The sequence below is a fragment of the Actinophytocola sp. genome, assembly GCF_035762905.1.
Classification (GTDB): domain Bacteria; phylum Actinomycetota; class Actinomycetes; order Mycobacteriales; family Pseudonocardiaceae; genus DASYTH01.
Genome location: NZ_DASUCC010000097.1, coordinates 95,381 through 114,634, shown reverse-complemented (window position 1 = coordinate 114,634; position 19,254 = coordinate 95,381). Strand labels below are relative to the sequence as shown.

The window sequence follows — 19,254 nt, the reverse complement described above, 5'->3', positions numbered from 1 at the left end:
GGACCTCCATGTGCATGTTAAAAGACAACTAAATGTAAGATAGCATGTATGGACGGTGTGGTCGCGGTCGAGCGGGCGATGGTGCGGATCCGGCGGCTGCAGCAGCGCCGCACGCTGGCCCGGGTGAGCGCGCGGGCCGGCGACCGGGTCGATCCCACGCTGACCGCCGTGGTCGACGCGGTCGAGCAGGGCGGCGGTGCGGCGACCGTCTCCGGCGTGGCCGCCGCGCTCGACGTGGACCAGCCCCGGGCGAGCCGGCTGGTCACCGGGGCGGTCGAGGCCGGACTGGTGGCCAGGACCGCCGATCAGGCCGACGGCCGGCGCGCCCGGCTGGAGCTGACCGCGGCCGGCGCCGCGCACGCCGAGCGGGTGCACCGGTTGCGCCGGGCGATGTTCGCCGAGGCGATGGCCGGCTGGTCACCCGGCCAGGTGGACACCTTCGCCCGGCTGCTCACCCGGTTCGTGGACGCGTTCGCCGAGCTCAGCGCGGAGTGATCAGCCGCCCTTGGCCCGCCGCTCGCGTTTGCCCCGGGCCAACTCGGTGGCCAGGGCGTCGAGATGCTGGCTCCAGAACCGGCGGAACTGCTCCAGCCACCTGTCCACCTCCCGCAGGGGCGCGGAGTCGACCGCGTACAGCCGGCGGGTCCCCTCGGCGCGGACCACGGTGAACCCGTTCTCCCGCAACACCCGCAGGTGCTGCGACACGGCCGGCTGCGAGATCCCGAACTCGGCCTGGATCACCGCGGTCACCGCGCCCGACGTCTGCTCCCCCTCGGCCAACAGCTCCAGAATCCGCCGCCGCACCGGATCGCCGAGAACGTCGAACGCGTGCACCCGTCCACTTTCTCAGCCCAAACTTATATAAGTCAATGGTGATTCATAGCTGCACGCCTGCGTCGGTGAGCAGGGCCCGGGCCTCGTCCAGGCGGTCGTCGGCCACCATGATCCGCCGCGGCAGCGCGCCGATCGAACCGTCGATCACGCTCATGTGCGCGTCCGCCACGCCGTGCTCGATACCGGCGTCGCTCAGCACCGAATCGGCGAACGAGAGCAACACCGGGTCATTGGTCCGCAACAGCTCGATCATCGAATCCCCTCCGCCCTCAGGGCCGCCGGTCGCTGGTACCGATTGTGCCCGCACCCGCCACCGCGCCGCTCTGTCCCATGTGGATACTCTTCGCTCCCCTTGACGAAGGAAGGTTCGAGCATGCCACCCGTGTTACCGCGCCGCGCCGCGCCGTCGCGGCGGTGGCCGCGCGGATGCCACGGACGTCTCTCGGTCTGGAGCGAACCCTGCCAGTTCACCGTGGACATGACCCGACCGGGCGTGCCGACGGTCGGCTCCACCGACTACCCGGAGAACAACCCGTATCCCGGCGTCGGCGCCCCGGGCCTGCCCGGCCGGTTCACCTTCGACGCCAACGGTTCCGCGGACGTCGTCGGCTTCCGCTACGGCGAGTTCTTCGCCAGCACCTTCGTGGCGGCGGACCGGCCCGGCGGATCGGCCACCGTCGAGTTCGCGCCGCGCGGCCAGGGGACCGAGGACCCTTGAGGTGCGCAGCGTCGACCGGGCGGGCAACTCCTCCGAGCCCCGCACCTACCGGTTCTGGGTGCGGGACGACACCCCCACGGTCACCTCGCCGACCGGCCAGGAGGGCGTTCTCGGTGAGCCAAGCGGTTCGACTTCACGCCGAGGCCGGCCGGCGCCGTCAGCTACGGCTACCAACTCAACGACGGGCCGGAGCAGACCGTCCCGGCCAAACCCGGACGGCACCGCGGCCATCACCGTCGACGAGGTCGACCCCGGGTTCAACTGGCTGGTGGTGTGGAGCATCTCGGCCGGCGGCCTGCGCTCGACCGAGAACCGGTTCTTCTTCTACGTCGACCCGCAGGCTCCCGTGGTCTGGCAGTCCCCGGAGAGCGGGCCGGTGGGCGTGCCGATCGAGTTCACCTTCCAGCCGGTGCTCGCCGGCACGGTGTCCTACACCTACCAGGTCGACTACGGCGAGTGGGTGACCATGCCGGCCGGCCCGGACGGCACCGCGACGGTCACCGTGACCCCGACCGAGCCGGGCTGGCGCACGATGTCCGTGTTCAGCACCAACGCGGCCGGCCTGTCCTCGGGCCGGGTGGACTACACGTTCATCGTCGACGAAGCCGGCTGACCGCGCCCCGGCGGCACACTCGCCCCGGAGCGTGCCGCCGCACCGGCCTGTCTACCCCTGGTCCCAGGTGACCGGGAGCCGGTGCACCCCGTAGATGCCCTGGTGGGTCGGGTACAGCGGCACGTCCTCGGGTGGGACGGCCAGCCGCAGCGTCGGGAACCGGGTGAATAACGCCGGAAAGCCGACGCGCATCTCGACCCGGGCCAGTTGCTGGCCGAGGCACTGGTGAATGCCGTGACCGAAGGCCATGTGCCCGGTGGGGTCCCGGTTCAGGTCGAGCGTGTCGGGATCGGCGAACCGCTCCGGGTCGCGGTTGGCGGCGTGCAGGGAGATGGTGAGCGTCTCGCCCGCCTTGATCAGGTGTCCGTCCAGCTCGATGTCCGCAAGCGCCGCCCGCACCACGGTGTGGGCGATGCTCAGGTAACGCATCAGCTCCTCGACGACCCGGTCGGCGATGGCCGGGTCGGCCCGCAGGGCGGCGAGCTGCGCGGGATTGCGCAGCAGCGCGAAGGCGCCGAGCGCGAGCATGTTGGCGGTGGTGATCAGACCGGCGGCCAGCAGGATGCTGCCGAGTCCGGTCAGCTCCTCGTCGGTGAGGTCGCTGCTGGTCAGGTCGCTGAGCAGGTCGTCGGTCGGCGCGGCGCGTTTGGCCAGCACCAGTTGCCGCACGTACTCCTGGAGCGCCTCGTGCGCGGCGCCCCGCTCCTCCGGGGCGGCGTCCACGCTGGCGGTCGTCGCCGTATAGCCCTGAAAGGACTCGCGGTCGGCATAGGGCACGCCGAGCAACTCGCAGATCATCACCGCCGGGATGGGGTGCGCGTAGACCGCGACCAGGTCCACCTCCGGGCCGTTCCGGTCCATCGCGTCCAGGTACTCCGCGGTGACCTGCTGGACGCGCTCGGTCAGCAGGCGCATCCGGCGATTGGTGAACCTGGCGTTGAGCAGCTTCCGGTACCGGGTGTGTCCCGGCGGATCGATTCCGGTCAGGTCGCCGACCGGCGCGGGCGGCAGTTCGATGCCCTCCAGACCCGGCATCGGGTAGTGCGTCAGTTCGTACCGCGAGCTGACCCGTTGGTCGGCCAGCGCCGCGCGGGCGAGGGCGTGGCCGGTGACCAGCCACCCCTCATGGCCGTCGGGATAGGTCATTCGAACCAGCGGGTGCCGCTCACGGATCCGGGCCAGCTCGGCAGGCGGGTCGAACGGGCAGCCCGCGGGACGCGCCAGGGGTAGCCCGGCCACGCCAGGACTCGGAGTGGTTGTCGATTCGGGTGCCATCGTGAACTCCTTTCGGACGCCGGTCAGCGAGAGAATTCGCGGTTGAACAGCTTCTTGGACCAGAGGTACCCCCCGAGCGCGATCACGGCGCACCAGCCGAGCGCCAGCCATGCGTCGTTCCCGAGCGGCGTGTTCATCAGCAGGCCGCGCAGGGTCTCGATGATCGGCGTGAAGGGCTGGTGCTCGGCGAACCAGCGTAGTCCGGCCGGCAGGGACTCGCTGGGGACGAACCCACTGCTCAGGAAGGGCAGCAGCACCAGCGGCATGGGCAGGTTGCTCGCGGTCTCGACGCTCTTGCTCACCTGGCCGAGTGCCACGGCGAGCCAGACCAGCGCGAACGCCACCACCATCAGGAAACCGGCCGTGGCCAGCCAGGCGCCCAGCCCGGCGGTGGGCCGGACGCCGATCAGCAGCGCGACGCCGACCACGATCGCCAGGCTGATCATCGCCTGGATCACGCTGCCGAGGACGTGCCCGGTCAGCACCGAGACGCGGGCGATGTGCATGGTGCGGAACCGGGCGATGACGCCTTCGGTCATGTCCATGGCGACCGAGATCGCGGTTCCCTGCACGGTCGCCGTCACGGTCATCAGGATGATCGCGGGCACCACGTAGTTGGCGTACTCGGCGCGCCCGCCGGACCCGCCGCCGAGCCCGGCGCCCAACGTGCCGCCGAACACGTAGACGAACAGCAGCAGGAAGACGATCGGCATCCCGACGAGCGTCACGGTCATCGACGGGTACCGCAGCATGTGCCTGAGGTTGCGGCGCAGCATCGTCGCCGAGTCGCGCAGCGGGTGGAACCGGAGGCCGACGGGGGCCGGGCCGGGCAGGACGTGGGTGCTCATGGCGTGGTCACCTTCTCGTCGGTGGGATTGGCGGTCAGGGCGAGGAAGACGTCGTCGAGATCGGGGGTGTGCACGGACAACTCGTCGACCTCGATGGCCCAGTCGTCGAGCCGGCCGATCAGGGTCTTCAGCGCACGCAGGCTGCCGTCGCTCGGCACCCGCAGGGCGAGCGCGTCGTCGTCGCGCGAGACCTGACCCAGCACGCTCATCGCCGCGTCGAGGCCCTGCGGGTCGGCGAACCGCAGGCGAACGTGGCCACCGGGGATGCGGCGCTTGAGCTCGTCCGCGGTTCCCTCGGCGACCAACCGGCCGTGGTCGAGGACCGCGATCCGGTCGGCCAACTCGTCGGCCTCCTCCAGGTACTGCGTGGTCAGGAAGATGGTGACGCCGTCGGCCACCAGGTCCCGGATGATCTGCCACATGTTTCGGCGGCTACGCGGGTCCAGTCCGGTGGTCGGCTCGTCGAGGAAGATCACCTGCGGGTTGCCGACCAGGGTCATCGCCAGATCGAGCCGCCGCCGCATGCCTCCGGAGTAGGTCGATGCCGGCTTGCGGGCCGCGTCGGTCAGGTCGAACCGGTCCAGGAGTTGGGCGGCGCGCCGCCGCCGTTCGCCCCGGCCGAGGTGGTGCAGGTCCGCCATCAGCAGCAGGTTCTCCTCGCCGGTGATCAGGTTGTCCACCGCGGAGAACTGACCGGTGACCCCGATCGCGGCGCGGACCGCGTCGGGTTCGCCGGCGAGGTCGTGCCCGGCGACCTGGGCCGCACCGGCGTCGGCACTGATCAAAGTGGACAGAATCTTGACCGTGGTGGTCTTTCCGGCGCCGTTCGCGCCGAGCAGGGCGAACACCGTTCCCCGCCGCACGTCGAGATCGAGGCCGTCGAGCACGACCTGGTCGCCGAACGACTTGCGTAACCCGGTGGCCGCGATCGCCGGTCGGGATTGCTTGCTGGACATGGTTTTCCCTTCTTCGAGGCCGAGGTGGATCAGGGCCGGCGGATCGTGATGTCGCCGAAGGCGGTGTGCCCGCGCACCTCGACGGTCTCGTCGGACGCTCCGGGCCGGCTGGCGGTGTCCAGCAGGTTGCGCACGTGCCCGAACCCGGTGTTCACCTCGAGCCAGGCCGCGGTGCCCTCGGCGATGCCGATCTCGAGGTTGCCCGCGCCGGTTTCGAGCGTGACCGAACCGCGGGCCACCTCGCCGAGGCGAATGGCGCCGTTGGCCGTCTTGGCCTCGACGCCGGCACCGGCCCGGTCGATCGAGATCTCGCCGTTGGACGTACGCACCCGCGCGTCCCCGCTGACCGCGTCGATCGTGATGTCGCCGTTGGAGCTCTTGACCACCGCGGAGCCGTCGATCGCACCGACCCGGACCTTCCCGGTGCCGGTGGACAGCTCGACGTTGCCCGCGACGCCGTCCACCGTGAGGTCGCCTGCGCCCGAGCTCAGCCGGAGCGGGCCGGTCCGCTCGAGCTGGACGCTCCCGGCGGAGGTCTTGAACCGGCACTCGCCCAGCCGGCCCACGCAGCCGACGTTGCCCAGCTGCAGCTCGGCCGACACCGGGGAACCGCTGGGCAGCTCGATGGTCACGTCGACCGACCTGGTCTTGCGGGAGAAGTCGAAAGCGCGCGCCTTCGGTCCGATGACCCGGAGCAGGCCGTTGGTGTAGTCGACCCGGACCGCGGCGGCCGCCTGCACGTCGGACTCGTCGGTTTCGTCGCTCGGGCGGACCTCGACGAGGGTGTCGGTCCGGTCGCTCGCGGTGATCCGCAGCTGGCCGACCCCGAGTTCGACGGTGACGGAGATCGGTTCGGGTGTCTCGTATCTTGGCATGGTTGTCCCCGCATCTTGGGTAGGTGAACCGTCCCCGCAGGTCGGGGACGTGTGGGTGGAAAGCGGTGCGGTGCGGTTAGCGCACCCAGCCGGTGAAGCGCTGCTTGGTCCGCTTGCCGCTGCCGCGCGGCTCGGGACCCTGATCGGACCGCTGCAGGGCGGCGGCCGCCGCCCGGACCAGCCAGGCGTTGACCGAGCGCCCCTCCCTGGTCGCGGCCTCCTCGACCGCGGCCTTGAGCTGCTCGGGCAGCCGCACGTTGATCCGCGCGGCGGGGCCGTCCTCGGCGAACAGCGGACCGCCCTCCGGCGCGGCATCGCCCGCCGTCGCCGCGTCCTCGGCCACGAGCCCGAGCGGCTCGACGGCCGGCGAGGTCACGACGAAGTCCGGGTCGCGGCCACGCAGGCGCAGCTCCACCGATCCCGGCGCCAGGTCCCTGGTGATCTCGTCGGCGGCGGCCGACAGCGCGTCCAGCAGCGTCATCCGGATCGCCGACTCGAGCGATCCGGTCAGGCGCTCGACCAACGCACGCGCCTCGTCCCCACCGGCTTCGGCAAGCGTGGCGAACTCACGCCCGAGGTTGCTCACATACGTGGTCAAGTCCATGGCACCACTATGGCACACGCTTGGCACCACCACAAGTCACGCTGGCTCAGGACGGCATCGACCGTGGCACCAGCTGGCACCCTAGTCGGTGAAAGTGCTGGTCGGGTCAGCCCTGGGCGAGGTCGGCGAACCGGCTGTAGTGCAGCTGGTGGGCGACGGTGACGGTGGCCGTGGGTCCGGCGCGGTGCTTGGCCAGGATCAGGTCGGCCTCGCCGGCGCGCGGGTCGTCGCGCTCCCAGGCGTCCGGGCGGTGGATCAGGATGACCATGTCGGCATCCTGTTCCAGGGAGCCACTTTCCCGGAGGTCGGCGAGCATCGGGCGCTTGTCGGTGCGCTGCTCCGGACCGCGGTTCAGCTGGCTGATCGCCACCACCGGCACCTCGAGCTCCTTGGCAAGCAGCTTGAGCTGCCGGGAGAACTCGGACACCTCCTGCTGGCGCGACTCGACCCGCTTGCCGGAGGTCATCAGCTGCATGTAGTCCACGACGATCAGCTTCAGGTCGTGCCGCTGCTTGAGCCGCCGCGCCTTGGCCCGGATCTCCATCATCGTCATGTTCGGCGAGTCGTCGATGAACAGCGGCGCCTCGCTGATCTCGCTCATCCGCCGGGCCAGCCGGGTCCAGTCGTCGTCGCTCATCCGCCCGCCGCGCATGTCCTGCAACCGGATCCGCGCCTCCGCCGACAGCATCCGCATCACGATCTCGGTCCGGCTCATCTCCAGCGAGAAGATCACGCTGGTCTGCCCGTGCTTCACCGAGCAGGACCGAGCAAGATCAAGTCCTAACGTCGACTTCCCGATTCCGGGTCGGGCCGCGATGATCACCATCTGGCCGGCGTGCAGGCCGTTGGTGACCTCGTCGAGGTCGACGAAGCCGGTGGGGACGCCGAGCGAGGCGCCGCCGCGGGAGGCGATGGCGTCGATCTCGTCCATGGTGGGCTGGAGGAGTTCCTCGAGCGCGACGTAGTCCTCGCTGAGGCGGCGTTCGGTGACCTCGTAGATCGACGACTGGGCGCGGTCGACCACCTCGTTGACGTCCGCGCCGTCGGCACCGGCGTAGCCGAGCTGGACGATCCGGGTGCCGGCCTCGACCAGGCGGCGCAGGATGGCCTTCTCGGCGACGATCTCGGCGTAGTAGCCGGCGTTGGCCGCGGTGGGCACGGTGGCGATCAGGGTGTGCAGGTACGGGGCGCCGCCGGCCCGGCGGGTCTCCCCGCGCCGCTCCAGCTCGGCGGCGACCATCACCGCGTCGGCGGGCTCGCCGCGGCCGTAGAGGTCCAGCACGCAGTCGTAGATGAGCTGGTGCGCCGGCCGGTAGAAGTCCGCGGAGCGGAGCACCTCCACCACGTCGGCGATGGCGTCCTTGGACAGCAGCATCCCGCCGAGCACGCTCTGCTCGGCGGCCAGGTCCTGGGGCGGCTGGCGGTCGAGGGCCGGGGGCGCGGCGCCCGGCGGCGTCCGCTCGTCGGTCAGCGCCATGACACCCCTTCCCTCGCCTCGCACGGGTGTTCGAAACTACGATACGCGGATCACCACGGACGGGCCAAGGACCGAGCCCCACCGGCGTGTCGAGAATGCCGGCGAACCGGCGCCTGACGGCGGGTGCCAGTCGGGGTGGCACCCGCCGCGCGAGGGAATTTAGGGCCGCAGAAGGACGTGGTGCAAACCGGCTTGGGGACGCCGCTGGGGACAGCCTGGGGATGGTCGGCCACAACTGACCACAGCCCGCCGCGAACCTGGGGACAACTTGTGGACATCATCCACTATTACCCGAGAATCCCCAGTTCAGACTATGTGCACAGGTTGTGGACAACTTGCCCGGAAATCTTTGCGGCGTGTCGCGAAAATTGATTCTTCGGCGTGTCGCGCAACTCCGGTCGCGACGGTTATCAACAGTCCACATCGGAACCCGGACACGAAAGACCGCCCGGCCGTAGTTCGCCGGCCGGGCGGTCTCGTCGGTTGTGCGGAACGGGTCAGGTACCCGACACGGTGAGCTTGAACGCCGCCGTCACGTCCGGGTGCAGCCGGACGGTGATCTGGTGGGCGCCAACGGCCTTGATGTGCCCGGGCAGCTCGACCGTGCGCTTGTCCAGCAGCGGGCCGCCTGCGGTGCGGATCGCCGACACCACGTCGGCGGTGGTCACCGAGCCGAACAGCTTGCCGGAGCCCGGTGCGGCCTTGGCCTTCAGCGTCACGTTCAGGTCCTCGAGCACGCCCTTGATCTCCTTGGCGTGGTCGAGGTCGCGCACCCGGCGGGTTTCCTGGGCACGCCGGATGGTCTGCACCTGCTTGGCCGCGCCCTTGCTGGCCGGGATGGCCAGCCCGCGGGGCAACAGGTAGTTGCGGCCGTAGCCGTCCTTGACCTCCACCAGGTCGCCGGGACCGCCGAGGCCGCTCACGTCGGTGGTGAGGATGAGCTTCACGGTGTGCGCTCCCTGGCTCAGCGGGCGGTCGAGGTGTAGGGCAGCAGCGCCATCTCGCGGGCGTTCTTCACCGCGACCGCGACGTCGCGCTGGTGCTGGCTGCAGTTGCCGGTGACCCGGCGGGCCCGGATCTTGCCGCGGTCGGAGATGTACTTCCGCAGCAGCGTGGTGTCCTTGTAGTCGATCAGCTGCGCGTCCTTGCCCTTGCAGAACACGCAGATCTTCTTCTTTGGTTTACGAATGGGTGGCTTGGCCACGGTTGAACTCCTGTGTTGTCAAACGAAGCGTGTGTGCAGGTCAGAACGGCGGCTCTTCGGCGTACCCGCCGGTGCCGGCCGGTGGCGCGGAGCCCCACGGGTCGTCCTGCGGCGTTGACTGGCCGCCGGCACCGGAGCCGGCGCCGTACCCGCCGCTGCCGCTGCCGCGGCTGACCTTGTTGACCTTGGCGGTGGCGTACCGCAGGGACGGGCCGATCTCGTCGACGTCGAGTTCGACGACGGTGCGCTTCTCGCCCTCGCGGGTCTCGAAGGAGCGCTGCTTGAGCCGGCCGTTCACGATGACCCTGGCGCCGCGGGTGAGCGACTCGGCCACGTTCTCCGCGGCCTGCCGCCAGATGTTGCAGCGCAGGAACAGGGCTTCGCCATCCTTCCACTCGCCACTCTGGCGGTCGAAGGTGCGCGGGGTGGACGCGACGGTGAAGCTCGCCACCGCCGCTCCGGACGGTGTGAACCGCAGCTCTGGATCGGCGGTCAGGTTGCCGATCACGGTCACCGTAGTGTCACCAGCCATCGCGTGCCTCCTTGGTTCAGGCTCCGGCGGGGTCCCGCCGCAGGACCTTAGTCCGCAGCACCGACTCCTGAAGCGACAGCTGACGGTCCAGTTCCTTCACCGCGTCCGGATCGGCGTTGACGTCCAGCACCGCGTAGATGCCCTCGGTGTGCTTGTTGATCTCGAAGGACAACCGGCGCTTGCCCCAGACGTCGACCTTCTCCACGTTCCCGCCGGACGTGCGGATCACGTTGAGGAACGTGTCCAGCGACGGTGCGACGGTGCGTTCGTCGAGAGTGGGATCGAGGATGACCATGACCTCGTAATGACGCATGAAGACCACTCACCTCCTGTGGACTCGGCGGCCACGGACTCTCCGTGGCAGGAGGGATCTTCGTCAGCCGCAGAGTCTAGCTCAGCCGGCGACGGCGCGGCGCAGCACCCAGGTGCGCACCAGGGCCGCGGTCACGCCGGAGAGGGCGAACACGGCCAGCAGCACCGGCAGCGCGATCCGGGTGCCGCCGACCGGGCGCAGCGCCTCGGCGTTCCCGGCCACCTGCACGCCGTCCTGGTCACCGGCGCCGAGGATGCCGAACTGCGGCGCGTAGCCGGGCACCGAGCCGCCGTAGCGCACGCCCGGTGCGGGCGCGAACAGGCCGGCCGTGGCGAACGGGATCGAGCTGTAGTCGGCCATCGGCGAGCGCGCGCCCCACAGCGACCGGCTCAGGTTGACGCCGCCGGGCGGCACGCCACCGACCACCGGCTGGTCGGCCCCGGCCGGCGGCGGGGTCTCCTGGCCACCGCCGGTGCCCGGGCCCGGCGGGGTGCCGCCGGGCAGCGGCAGGCCGGGCAGCAGTCCACCGGTGGTCTGCTGGGAGGCGTCGGCAACGGACTTGGCGCCCTCCTGCACCGGGGCGGCGGCGGTGTTGACGCCGGTGACCCCGACCGAGCACAGGCTGGTCAGGGTGCCCTGGACGGTGCGGGCCACCTGCTCGATCACCGGACCGAGCAGCGGCAGCTTGCGTAACTCGGCGACCACGGCGTTGGCGATGGTCGCACCGCTGATCACGCCGGAGCCGGTGGGCAGCACGCCGATCGGGATCGGGGGCAGCGCGTTCACCGCGGTCGCGGCGGTCGCGGCCAGCGGCGGGCCGAGGACGGGAACCGCGCGCACCGCATCGACGATCACGCCGGCCACCGCGCTCGCGCTCAGCGAGACGGGCTGGCCGGGGACGCCCTGGACGGTGGTGGCGCAACTGCCGATCACGATCGGGGCCGGTGCGGCCGCGGCGGTGGTGCTCGCGGACAGCAGGCCGGTCAGCGCAGCGGTGAAGATCAGCACCAGTGCCGCCGCCAAGCGCCGTGCCATTCGTCCATCCCTCCGCGCCGAGGATACTGGCCAGTAGGTACACCTAGGTAACGACGGTAACCCGCGCCGGTCACGCACGCCAGGGAATGTCCGGGGAACGAACGATTCAAACCCGGTCAAACCCGGACGCGGGGCAGAACCGATTCCGGACCTACTAGGCTCGGTGCCCATGAGCATAGGCGCCCATATCCACGCCGAGGATGTGCTCGGCGGCGCCCTCGAGCGGAAGGCCGAGGTCGTGCAGTTCTTCCTGGGCGACCCGCAGAGCTGGAAGGCACCCAAGCCGCACCCCCAGGCCGGCGCGCTGGCCGACGCCGGGCTGCGGGTGTTCGTGCACTCCCCTTATCCGGTCAACATCGCCTCGACCAACAACCGGATCCGGATCCCGTCCCGCAAGACCGTGACCCAGCACGCCGAGCAGGCGGCGGGCATCGGCGCGGCCGGTCTGATCGTGCACGGGGGGCACGTGACCAGGGGCGAGGACCCGGCCGACGGCCTGGCCAACTGGCGCAAGTTCTTCGAACGGCAAAGCGGTGAGGCCGGCGGCTTCCCGGTGCCGATTCTGATCGAGAACACCGCGGGCGGGGACAACGCCATGGCCCGCGGCTTCGACATGCTCGCCCGGCTGTGGGACGAGGTGGCCGAGTTCGGCGCCGGGTTCTGCCTGGACACCTGCCACGCCTTCGCCGCGGGTGAGGACCTGGACGGGATCGTCGACCGGGTCAAGGCCATCACCGGCCGGATCGACCTGGTCCACCTGAACAGCTCGCGCGACGAGTTCGGCTCCGCCCGGGACCGGCATGCCAACATCGCCACCGGCACGATCGATCCGGAGCAACTGGTCGGCGTGGTCAAGGCGGCCGGCGCCCCGGTCGTGGTGGAGACTCCGGCCGAAGGTCAGGCCGACGACATCGCGTTCCTGCGTGCGGCCCTGGGGCGGTGATGGCCGTGCCGGCCGATGCGGCGCTGCCGACATACAGAAAGGTGGACAGCGCGGTGCCCGATGAGGTGGGCACGGCGCCCGAAGCAGGCCGGCCGGGCCCGACGGTTCAACTCGGCCGCAGTGCACTCGCCGTGATCGTATTGCTCTGCGGCGTCACGATGATCCTCGGGTTCGCCAACAAGGACCGGTGCACCGGGCCGGAGTTCAACGAACTCGGCCGCAGCCAGTCCGACGTGGACTTCGAGCGCCGGAACAAAGAGGAGGTCTGCTACTCCGACATCCAGTACCTGTGGATCGGCCGGGACATCGACCGGTACGTCTTCCCGTACGTGCACGGCGGGATGAGGGACGACGGCACCCTGTACGGCGGAACCGTGGAGTACCCGGTGCTCACCGGGTTGCTGATGTGGTTCTCCGCCCGGTTCGCCACCAACGACGCGCAGTTCCTGCTCGCCTCGGCGATCCTGCTCGCGCCGTTCGGCCTGTTCGCCGCGTGGCTGCTCGGCCGGCTGTCCCGCTGGCGGGCGCTGATCTGGGCGCTCGCCCCGCCGCTGATCCTCTATGCCTTCCACAACTGGGAACTACCGGTGGTGGCCTGCGCGGTGGCCGCCGTGTATGTGCTCTACCGCGGCTGGGGCCAACGCGGCGTGGACCGGCCGTTGATCGAGCGGGCCACGGTGGCCGCGGTGCTGCTCGGGGTCGGCTTCGCGTTCAAGCTCTACCCGGCGATCTTCGTGCTGCCGCTGATGCTCTACGTGCTCACCGGCGGCGAGCGCGGCACCGAGCTGCCCCGGGACAAGCGGTGGAACTTCGCCGGCGCGTTCACCGTGGCCGGCGCCGCGCTCGGCACCGCGATCCTGATCAACGTGCCGTTCGTCCTCGCCGGGTTCGAGGGCTGGAAGGCGTCGTTCCTGTTCCAGTGGCAGCGCAAGGCCGACATCACCACCAACTCGATCTGGTACTGGGGGCTGCGGCCCAGCTCCAACCCGGAGAACGCCGACGTCCAGGACTGGATCAGCCTGGTGTCCATGATCACGATGCTGGCCGCGTTCGCGCTGGCCTGCGCGCTGGGCTGGCTGCGCTACAAGCGCGAGGGCACCTACCCGTGGGTGGCGGTCTCGGCCGCGATGCTGTGCGGATTCCTGTTGCTGCACAAGGTGCACTCGCCGCAGTACACGCTGTGGCTGGTGCCGATGTTCGTGCTGCTGCGGATCCGCTGGGGCTGGATCGTCGCCTACCTCATCGCGGACCTGGCGATGGGCATCGGGATCTTCCGGTGGTACTTCGAGATCATGTCGAGCGGCGCCACCGGGATCAACGACGGGTTCGCCGCGCAGGCGGTGATGATCGGCGTCTGGGGCCGGGCGGCGCTGCTGGTCGGGCTGTTCGCCGCGTTCCTGGCCGCCCGGCTCACCTTCGACAAGGACGATGCGCCCGCGGTGCCACCGCCGGAACCGGTCCGCGCCGGATCCTCCTGACCCACCGGTGCGGCCGGTGGGTCAGGTCCGAAGCTCGTCCGCCGGCCGGCCGGCCGGTACGACCCGCCCACGCAGTTTGGCCGTGTTCAACGTGAAACGATCGGGTGCGCCGTCCAGCACCCCGCCGGCCGGGTCGTCCTCGCCGGTCTGCCGGACCAGATCCCGTTCCGGCCGGTAGATCTCGTAGAGCACGACCGCGCACAGCCCGAGCACGACCAGGTCCCGGAGCACGACGGTGCCAAGGAACCAGTCGACCGGCAGTCCCTTCTTGGCGTTGCTCGGATCCACCCCGAGGTAGAACATCATCCGGGGCACCCAGACCAGCGCGTCGACCACCATCCAGGTGAGCAGCAGCTTCCACCGGGGCACGGCCAGCACCGCAAGCGGCACCAGCCACAGCGAGTACTGCGGGCTCCACACCTTGTTGGTCAGCAGGAACGCCGCCACCACAAGGAAACACAGCTGGGTCACCCGCGGCCGGGTCGGCGCGTGCAGGGCGACGAAGGCGACTGCGGCGCAGCAGACCAGGAACAGCACCGCGCTCACCGCGTTGAGCACCGACGGGGTCTGCTGGAAGCCGAGCGGCCCGTCGAACCCGGCCCACCCGGTCCACTGCATCACCACGTTGTAGAGCGAGTCGGGATCGGCGCCGCGCAAGGCATTGCGCCGGAAGAACTCCCCCCAGCCGTCCGGATAGGCGTACCAGATCGGGAAGTTCACCACGATCCAGGTGAGCACGGCGGACAGTGCGCTGGACCGCCAGGCGGCCATCCGGCCGGACCGCACGCAGAGCACCAGCAACGGGCCGAGCAGGAACAGCGGGTACAGCTTGGCCGCCCCGCCGATGCCGAGCAGGATCCCGGCGAGCACCGGGCGGTTGCGGGCCCAGGCCAGCAGCCCGGCCGCGGCGCAGGCGGTGGCCAGCGTGTCGAAGTTGGTGAAGGCGTGCACCGCGACCAGCGGCGAGATCGCCACCAGGACCGCGTCCCAGGGTCTGCGCCGATGCGTGCGCAGCACCGCCCAGACGGTGACCAGCCAGGCCAGCGCCAGCCAGAACGCGGAGATGTCGAAGTACACCACCACCGGCAGGCCGTTGGGGATCCACGGCGAGGTGGACAGCGCGACCCAGCCGTGCGCGAGCTTGGCGTTGAACCACTGGAACAGCCCGGTGAGCACCGGGTACTCCATGTACCGGTCGTGCGCGGTGGGCTTGCCCTCGTCGTCCACCCACTTGGTCCGGTACGGGAAGCCGCCCTGGTTGAGCCGTTCCGCCGAGTACAGCGGGATGATGTCGGAGTAGCACAGCGCGGTGAACGGCCGGTTGGCCCGCCAGTCCAGCTCCAGCGTCTTGTTGTCCTCGTTGAAGAACTGCTGGGCGCAGGCGGCCTTGCTGAACCAGCCGAGCGCCAGGGTGGCCACGGCGAGCAGCAGGCAGACCCGCAACGGGGTCCAGAACCAGTGCCGGCCGACCACCGCGTGCCGGCCGAGCGGCCCGCCGATCGGCGCGCTGGCGCCGGTGGCCAGCGGCTCGGTCCAGGTCGGCACCACCCGGTCGGCCACGGTCAGCGTGTCGGTGTCGGATCTGGTGCCCTGCCAGGGGCCGTCCGGGCCACCGGGCCCGGAGCCAGTGGCGCCGGACCCGGTGTCGTCCCTGCTGTCGTTACCGTCCCGCTGGACCCCCGATTCGCCTGGCACGCGGCGATGGTACGGGCCCACGGGGCGTAGCCGAATCAGCCGCCCCCGTCACCGGGCCCTGGTGGATCCGGGAGCTCGGTCGGCACGGTGATGGGGGGCCGGGTCGGGCGGGTCGGCCTGGTCGGTTCGGAGTTGCCCCCGCCGTTGTTGCCGCCGTTGTTGCCCCCGCCGTTGCCGTTGCCGTTACCCCGCCCGTCGCTTGGCGGCGGCTTGGCCGTGCTGGACGGGTTGGCCGAGGCTTCCTTGCCGATCGGGTCGTACTTGCCGAAGCCTTCCTTGGGCAGCTTGAAGGTCTTGTGGTAGCTGTCCATGAACCGCTTCCACGTCTGACCCGGCAGGCCGGACCCGTAGACGATCCGGTTGCCGGCGGCCTTGATCGCCTCGCCCTTGGTGCCGCTGAACGACACCGCGGTGGACAGCTGCGGCGTGTAGCCGACCATCCAGGCCTTCGCGTTGTCCGAGGTCTCGCCGAGCTGGTGGGTGCCGGTCTTGCCGGCGCACTCCCGCCCGTCGGCACACTCGATCTTCGAGAACTTCGGGATCGGCAGCAGTGACTCGGTGACGTTGCGCGCGATCTTCTCGTTGTTCCGGAGGTTGGCCGGGTCGAACGCGGGCTTCTCCTCGGCCTGCACGTCCCATACCAGCGAGCCGTCCGGGTTGAGCACCTTCGACACGATGTGCGGGGTCCGGTGCGTGCCCCGCGCCGCGAACGTGGCGTACGCCGAGGCCATCTCCAGCGTGCTGACCTGGGTCTTGTCACCGCCGATGGCGATACCGGTGGTCGGCTTGCCGCCGTTGTCGTGGCCGAGGTCGGACATGATGCCGGCCTGGTGGGCGGCTTCGGCGACCTTGTCCGTGCCCAGCGTGACGGCGATGTCGTAGAACACCGTGTTGATCGAGCGCTTCATCGCCTCGGCGACCGGGCATTCCTTGCACTGCGCGTTCTCCGAGTTGCGGACCGTGAGACCACCCTTGAAGGTGCGCGGTGAGCTGCCGTCGTAGACCTCGCCGAGGCCCTTCCCGGTCTTGAGCAGAGCCACCAGGTCGAACGGCTTGAACGACGAGCCGGGCTCCTGCTTGACGGACGCCCAGTCGGTGCCGATCCCGTCCGCGCCACCCCAGTACGCCTTGACCTGGCCGGTCTTGGGGTCGATGGCGACCAGGGCCGGCCGGAGGTTCTCCGGCTGACCCTTCATCACGTCGTCGATCGCCTTCTGGGCCAGCTCCTGGGCCTTCGGGTCGATCGTGGTGACGATCTTGTAGCCGCTCTCCTGGATGTCCTCCTCGGTCAGCCCCATCTTCTCCTCGAGCTCCTTGTAGACCTGCCGCTGGATCAGACCGCGGTTGTCGGTCAGCGCCTTGGCCTTGGTCTGCTCGAACGGCACCGGCTCGGGGAACTGGGCGCCGGCGCGCTCGGACGCCGGCAGCCAGTTGTTGGCCACCAGCTGGTCCATCACGTAGTTCCAGCGCCGCTGCATGTACTCGCCGTCCTTGTACCGGCTCGGGCTCTGGATCATGCCGGCCAGCAGGGCGGACTCGGACGGGGTGAGGGTCGCGAGGTCCGGCTTGGCGAAGTACGCCTTGGACGCGGCGGCGATGCCGTAGGCGTTGCGCCCGAAGTACACCGTGTTCAGGTAGGCGGTGATGATCTCCTCTTTGGAGAACGTCCGGTTCATCTTGTACGCCTTGACCACCTCGAGCGCCTTGCGGGTCAGCGTCGGGTCGGCGTTGCCGGTGGCCTTCTTGATGTACTGCTGGGTGATCGTGGAGCCGCCGCCCTCACCGCCGGTGGCCTGGTTCCACGCGGCCCGCATCACACCGGAGATGTCGAAGCCGGAGTTGGACATGAACGTGGCGTCCTCGGCCGCGAACACCGCGTTGAGCACCTGGGGCGCCTTCTGCAGGTCCTCGTACTTGACGTTGGTCCGCTCGCCGTCCTTCGGGACGATCCTGGCCAGCTCCGAGTCGTCGGCGTAGGTGAGCGTGACCACCCGGCTCTGCTGTTCCCGGACGTCGTCCGGAGACGGCACGGTGACCAGCTGGTAGGCGATGAAGAACGCCAGCACCGGACCGATCACCGCCAGCGCGAGCAGCACGTAGGTGGTGCGGCGGACCCGGCGCCAGATCTTCTTGCGTCGGGCCTTGCGCTCGTCCTCGGTGAGCTCCTCGTCACCCTCGAGCGGCTCGTCGTCGCTGTGGGTGATCAGGTCGGGCTCGCGTTGCGGCGCCCGCCGGGGCGGCGCCGGCACCATGACCTCGGTCTCGTCCCGGGAGTTGTCCCTCGGGATGACCACGGTCGGCCCGTTGGCGGCGTTCGGCCCGGGTGGCGCCGACGGCCCACCGGGCCGGGGACGGCGCAGCGCCCTGGTCGGCTGGGCCGACGGGTGCGGCGGCTGCTGCCGGGGCCGCTGGCCGGGCTGCTGGGCGGCGCCGGGGTTGCCGGCGTTGCCGGCGTTGCCGGTCCGGGCAGCCGGACGGGCCGGGCGGTGGGCCGGTGGCTCGTCGTCCCAACTCGGGCTGTAGTACCCGGTGCGCTCCTGCGGTTGGGCGTCGGGGTCCGAACCTGTCGGCCATGCGGGCTCGCTCGAGCGATGCCGCCTGTCGCGGTGGTCGTTCACGAAAAGGCCTCCCAGACCGGCACGCCGGGGAAACGTGCCGCTCCGTGGTCATTTCGGGACAGTAGGTGAAGTTGTCTCACGTCCTGCAACGTGTTCACTCCGCCGCTGTCCTCCTGCGTTGCTTTCGGGTATCCAGTCCACCCGTCCCCAGGACGTATGACTGCACCAGATGGTTCCAAGAACAGGTGCGACATACCTCAACCACGTAGACGGTGAACTCCTCGAACAGCGCCGCCATCCGCGCCAGTTCCTCGGGGGCCCGGGCGGACCCGGCCGCGTGCTTGAGCTCGTCACCGTACACCCAGGACACCCGGGTGAGCGGTTCCTTGCGGCACACGGGACAGGTCACATCGCTCGGTTGCCCGTGGAACTTGGCGGCCCGCAGCAGGTACGGGCTGGCGTCGCACACCTCCATGGTGCCGACGCGGCCCGAGTAGACGTCCGCGAGCAGCGCCCGGCGCTGTAACGCGTAGTCGACCACCTGCCGCTGTGTTTGCACGACGAACAGCGTAACCGCAGCACCTATCACGACGTTGGGCTGTTTGGCCGACCGGGTCGGGTGGCGACGTGTTGATCGACACAGTTTCAAGCACGGATGTATCGGCGCGATATAGTGGCGCGGTAGGTCACGGCGTCCGAGACGGGGATACCGATGCTCGAGTTCGCGCTTCTCGGGCTTCTTCACGAAGCCCCGATGCACGGCTATGAGCTGCGCAAACGACTCTACGACATGCTCGGGACGCTGCGTGCGTTCTCCTACGGCTCGTTGTACCCGACGCTGCGCAGGCTGCTGCGCGCCGGGCTCATCGTCGAGGAGGCGCCCGAGGAGGAGGCCGACGACAAGGCGGCGCGCAGCTGGGGCCGGCGGGCCAAACGGGTCTACAAGCTCACCGCCGAGGGCAAGGAGCGGTTCGCCCAACTGCTGGCCGACACCGGGCCGCAGACCTGGGACGACGAAGGCTTCGGCGTGCACATGGCGTTCTTCTCCCGGACCCCGGCCGAGATCCGGATGCGGATCCTGGAGGGCCGGCGGCGCCGGGTCGAGGAGCGCCGGGAGGGCCTGCGCGCCGCGATGGCGCGGGCCGGCGAGCAGATCGACCGCTACACCCGCGAGCTGCACCGGTTGGGGCTGGAGAGCAGCGAGCGGGAAGTGCGGTGGCTCAACGAGCTGATCGCGGAGGAACAGCGCGAGCAGCGCGGCGGCAGCACCAGCTGAGCCGAGGGTGACCGGGGTCA

At 70.1% G+C, this 19,254-nt stretch carries 22 protein-coding genes; 6 read left to right on the top strand and 16 right to left on the bottom strand.

Annotated features, from left to right (window positions below; genetic code table 11):
- The first annotated feature begins 48 nt into the window (after positions 1 to 48).
- A complete protein-coding gene (locus VFV67_RS20810; protein WP_326472250.1) occupies positions 49 to 495 on the top strand; it encodes a MarR family winged helix-turn-helix transcriptional regulator in 447 nt (148 codons plus the stop codon).
- Here the strand turns inward: VFV67_RS20810 and VFV67_RS20805 are convergent, their stop codons facing one another.
- Positions 496 to 834 carry a metalloregulator ArsR/SmtB family transcription factor gene (locus VFV67_RS20805; RefSeq protein WP_326472249.1) on the bottom strand — a complete coding sequence of 113 codons (339 nt, stop codon included), beginning with the start codon at positions 832 to 834 and terminating at the stop codon, positions 496 to 498. It abuts the gene before it with no gap.
- A 43-nt stretch (positions 835 to 877) separates the two neighbouring features.
- The gene (locus VFV67_RS20800) at positions 878 to 1,087 is read right to left on the bottom strand and encodes a DUF2007 domain-containing protein (RefSeq protein WP_326472248.1); all 210 of its coding nucleotides are present in this window, start codon (positions 1,085 to 1,087) and stop codon (positions 878 to 880) included.
- A 225-nt stretch (positions 1,088 to 1,312) separates the two neighbouring features.
- On the opposite strand from VFV67_RS20800, the gene VFV67_RS20795 reads away from it, so the two are divergent.
- Positions 1,313 to 1,552, top strand: a complete 240-nt coding sequence (locus VFV67_RS20795; RefSeq protein ID WP_326472247.1) for a hypothetical protein — start codon at positions 1,313 to 1,315, stop codon at positions 1,550 to 1,552.
- A 1-nt stretch (position 1,553) separates the two neighbouring features.
- Positions 1,554 to 2,165 (top strand): hypothetical protein, encoded by a 612-nt coding sequence (locus VFV67_RS20790; protein WP_326472246.1) that lies wholly within the window; start codon positions 1,554 to 1,556, stop codon positions 2,163 to 2,165.
- Positions 2,166 to 2,216: 51 nt separating this feature from the next.
- Here the strand turns inward: VFV67_RS20790 and VFV67_RS20785 are convergent, their stop codons facing one another.
- The 11 genes from VFV67_RS20785 to VFV67_RS20735 all read right to left on the bottom strand — a co-directional run bounded on the left by VFV67_RS20785 (position 2,217) and on the right by VFV67_RS20735 (position 11,284).
- A complete protein-coding gene (locus VFV67_RS20785; protein WP_326472245.1) occupies positions 2,217 to 3,440 on the bottom strand; it encodes a cytochrome P450 in 1,224 nt (407 codons plus the stop codon).
- A 23-nt stretch (positions 3,441 to 3,463) separates the two neighbouring features.
- Positions 3,464 to 4,288: an ABC transporter permease gene (locus VFV67_RS20780; protein WP_326472244.1), complete on the bottom strand. Its 825-nt coding sequence runs from the start codon at positions 4,286 to 4,288 to the stop codon at positions 3,464 to 3,466.
- Positions 4,285 to 5,244 (bottom strand): ATP-binding cassette domain-containing protein, encoded by a 960-nt coding sequence (locus VFV67_RS20775; protein ID WP_326472243.1) that lies wholly within the window; start codon positions 5,242 to 5,244, stop codon positions 4,285 to 4,287. Before VFV67_RS20775 ends, VFV67_RS20780 begins: the two co-directional genes overlap by 4 nt.
- Positions 5,245 to 5,273: 29 nt before the next feature.
- Entirely contained in the window at positions 5,274 to 6,119 is an 846-nt protein-coding gene (locus VFV67_RS20770) for a DUF4097 family beta strand repeat-containing protein (RefSeq protein ID WP_326472242.1), read from the bottom strand.
- Between the two features lie 76 nt (positions 6,120 to 6,195).
- Positions 6,196 to 6,723, bottom strand: coding sequence for a YlcI/YnfO family protein (locus tag VFV67_RS20765; RefSeq protein WP_326472241.1), 528 nt, complete (start codon positions 6,721 to 6,723; stop codon positions 6,196 to 6,198).
- A 106-nt stretch (positions 6,724 to 6,829) separates the two neighbouring features.
- Positions 6,830 to 8,200, bottom strand: coding sequence for a replicative DNA helicase (gene dnaB / locus VFV67_RS20760; protein ID WP_326472240.1), 1,371 nt, complete (start codon positions 8,198 to 8,200; stop codon positions 6,830 to 6,832).
- Between the two features lie 497 nt (positions 8,201 to 8,697).
- The gene (gene rplI / locus VFV67_RS20755) at positions 8,698 to 9,147 is read right to left on the bottom strand and encodes a 50S ribosomal protein L9 (protein WP_326472239.1); all 450 of its coding nucleotides are present in this window, start codon (positions 9,145 to 9,147) and stop codon (positions 8,698 to 8,700) included.
- Positions 9,148 to 9,164: 17 nt separating this feature from the next.
- Positions 9,165 to 9,404: a 30S ribosomal protein S18 gene (gene rpsR, locus VFV67_RS20750; protein WP_325160327.1), complete on the bottom strand. Its 240-nt coding sequence runs from the start codon at positions 9,402 to 9,404 to the stop codon at positions 9,165 to 9,167.
- Between the two features lie 40 nt (positions 9,405 to 9,444).
- The gene (locus VFV67_RS20745; protein WP_326472238.1) at positions 9,445 to 9,936 is read right to left on the bottom strand and encodes a single-stranded DNA-binding protein; all 492 of its coding nucleotides are present in this window, start codon (positions 9,934 to 9,936) and stop codon (positions 9,445 to 9,447) included.
- A 16-nt stretch (positions 9,937 to 9,952) separates the two neighbouring features.
- Positions 9,953 to 10,249, bottom strand: a complete 297-nt coding sequence (rpsF, locus tag VFV67_RS20740; protein ID WP_326472237.1) for a 30S ribosomal protein S6 — start codon at positions 10,247 to 10,249, stop codon at positions 9,953 to 9,955.
- Positions 10,250 to 10,330: 81 nt separating this feature from the next.
- Positions 10,331 to 11,284: a hypothetical protein gene (locus tag VFV67_RS20735; protein WP_326472236.1), complete on the bottom strand. Its 954-nt coding sequence runs from the start codon at positions 11,282 to 11,284 to the stop codon at positions 10,331 to 10,333.
- 169 nt (positions 11,285 to 11,453) lie between these two features.
- On the opposite strand from VFV67_RS20735, the gene VFV67_RS20730 reads away from it, so the two are divergent.
- Positions 11,454 to 12,227, top strand: a complete 774-nt coding sequence (locus VFV67_RS20730; RefSeq protein ID WP_326472235.1) for a deoxyribonuclease IV — start codon at positions 11,454 to 11,456, stop codon at positions 12,225 to 12,227.
- A gap of 131 nt (positions 12,228 to 12,358) precedes the next feature.
- Positions 12,359 to 13,705 carry a glycosyltransferase family 87 protein gene (locus VFV67_RS20725; protein ID WP_326472234.1) on the top strand — a complete coding sequence of 449 codons (1,347 nt, stop codon included), beginning with the start codon at positions 12,359 to 12,361 and terminating at the stop codon, positions 13,703 to 13,705.
- A 21-nt stretch (positions 13,706 to 13,726) separates the two neighbouring features.
- On the opposite strand, the gene VFV67_RS20720 is transcribed toward VFV67_RS20725, so the two are convergent.
- From VFV67_RS20720 to VFV67_RS20710, 3 genes are all read right to left on the bottom strand, one after another.
- A complete protein-coding gene (locus VFV67_RS20720; protein WP_414636317.1) occupies positions 13,727 to 15,271 on the bottom strand; it encodes a glycosyltransferase family 87 protein in 1,545 nt (514 codons plus the stop codon).
- A 164-nt stretch (positions 15,272 to 15,435) separates the two neighbouring features.
- Positions 15,436 to 18,018, bottom strand: a complete 2,583-nt coding sequence (locus tag VFV67_RS20715; protein ID WP_326472233.1) for a transglycosylase domain-containing protein — start codon at positions 18,016 to 18,018, stop codon at positions 15,436 to 15,438.
- 94 nt (positions 18,019 to 18,112) lie between these two features.
- Positions 18,113 to 18,517, bottom strand: a complete 405-nt coding sequence (locus tag VFV67_RS20710; RefSeq protein ID WP_326472232.1) for a DUF5318 domain-containing protein — start codon at positions 18,515 to 18,517, stop codon at positions 18,113 to 18,115.
- A gap of 153 nt (positions 18,518 to 18,670) precedes the next feature.
- Here VFV67_RS20710 and VFV67_RS20705 point away from each other — a divergent pair, with 153 nt between their 5' ends.
- Positions 18,671 to 19,234, top strand: a complete 564-nt coding sequence (locus VFV67_RS20705; protein ID WP_326472231.1) for a PadR family transcriptional regulator — start codon at positions 18,671 to 18,673, stop codon at positions 19,232 to 19,234.
- The last annotated feature ends 20 nt before the right edge of the window (positions 19,235 to 19,254 follow it).

Excerpts from the sequence above, each read along its gene's own strand:
- VFV67_RS20810 (WP_326472250.1), top strand. The coding sequence starts at position 49 with ATGGACGGTGTGGTCGCGGTCGAGCGGGCGATGGTGCGGATCCGGCGG.
- VFV67_RS20800 (WP_326472248.1), bottom strand. The coding sequence starts at position 1,087 with ATGATCGAGCTGTTGCGGACCAATGACCCGGTGTTGCTCTCGTTCGCC.
- VFV67_RS20795 (WP_326472247.1), top strand. The coding sequence starts at position 1,313 with ATGACCCGACCGGGCGTGCCGACGGTCGGCTCCACCGACTACCCGGAG.
- VFV67_RS20785 (WP_326472245.1), bottom strand. The coding sequence starts at position 3,440 with ATGGCACCCGAATCGACAACCACTCCGAGTCCTGGCGTGGCCGGGCTA.
- VFV67_RS20780 (WP_326472244.1), bottom strand. The coding sequence starts at position 4,288 with ATGAGCACCCACGTCCTGCCCGGCCCGGCCCCCGTCGGCCTCCGGTTC.
- VFV67_RS20775 (WP_326472243.1), bottom strand. The coding sequence starts at position 5,244 with ATGTCCAGCAAGCAATCCCGACCGGCGATCGCGGCCACCGGGTTACGC.
- VFV67_RS20770 (WP_326472242.1), bottom strand. The coding sequence starts at position 6,119 with ATGCCAAGATACGAGACACCCGAACCGATCTCCGTCACCGTCGAACTC.
- VFV67_RS20765 (WP_326472241.1), bottom strand. The coding sequence starts at position 6,723 with ATGGACTTGACCACGTATGTGAGCAACCTCGGGCGTGAGTTCGCCACG.
- dnaB (WP_326472240.1), bottom strand. The coding sequence starts at position 8,200 with ATGGCGCTGACCGACGAGCGGACGCCGCCGGGCGCCGCGCCCCCGGCC.
- VFV67_RS20745 (WP_326472238.1), bottom strand. The coding sequence starts at position 9,936 with ATGGCTGGTGACACTACGGTGACCGTGATCGGCAACCTGACCGCCGAT.
- rpsF (WP_326472237.1), bottom strand. The coding sequence starts at position 10,249 with ATGCGTCATTACGAGGTCATGGTCATCCTCGATCCCACTCTCGACGAA.
- VFV67_RS20735 (WP_326472236.1), bottom strand. The coding sequence starts at position 11,284 with ATGGCACGGCGCTTGGCGGCGGCACTGGTGCTGATCTTCACCGCTGCG.
- VFV67_RS20730 (WP_326472235.1), top strand. The coding sequence starts at position 11,454 with ATGAGCATAGGCGCCCATATCCACGCCGAGGATGTGCTCGGCGGCGCC.
- VFV67_RS20705 (WP_326472231.1), top strand. The coding sequence starts at position 18,671 with ATGCTCGAGTTCGCGCTTCTCGGGCTTCTTCACGAAGCCCCGATGCAC.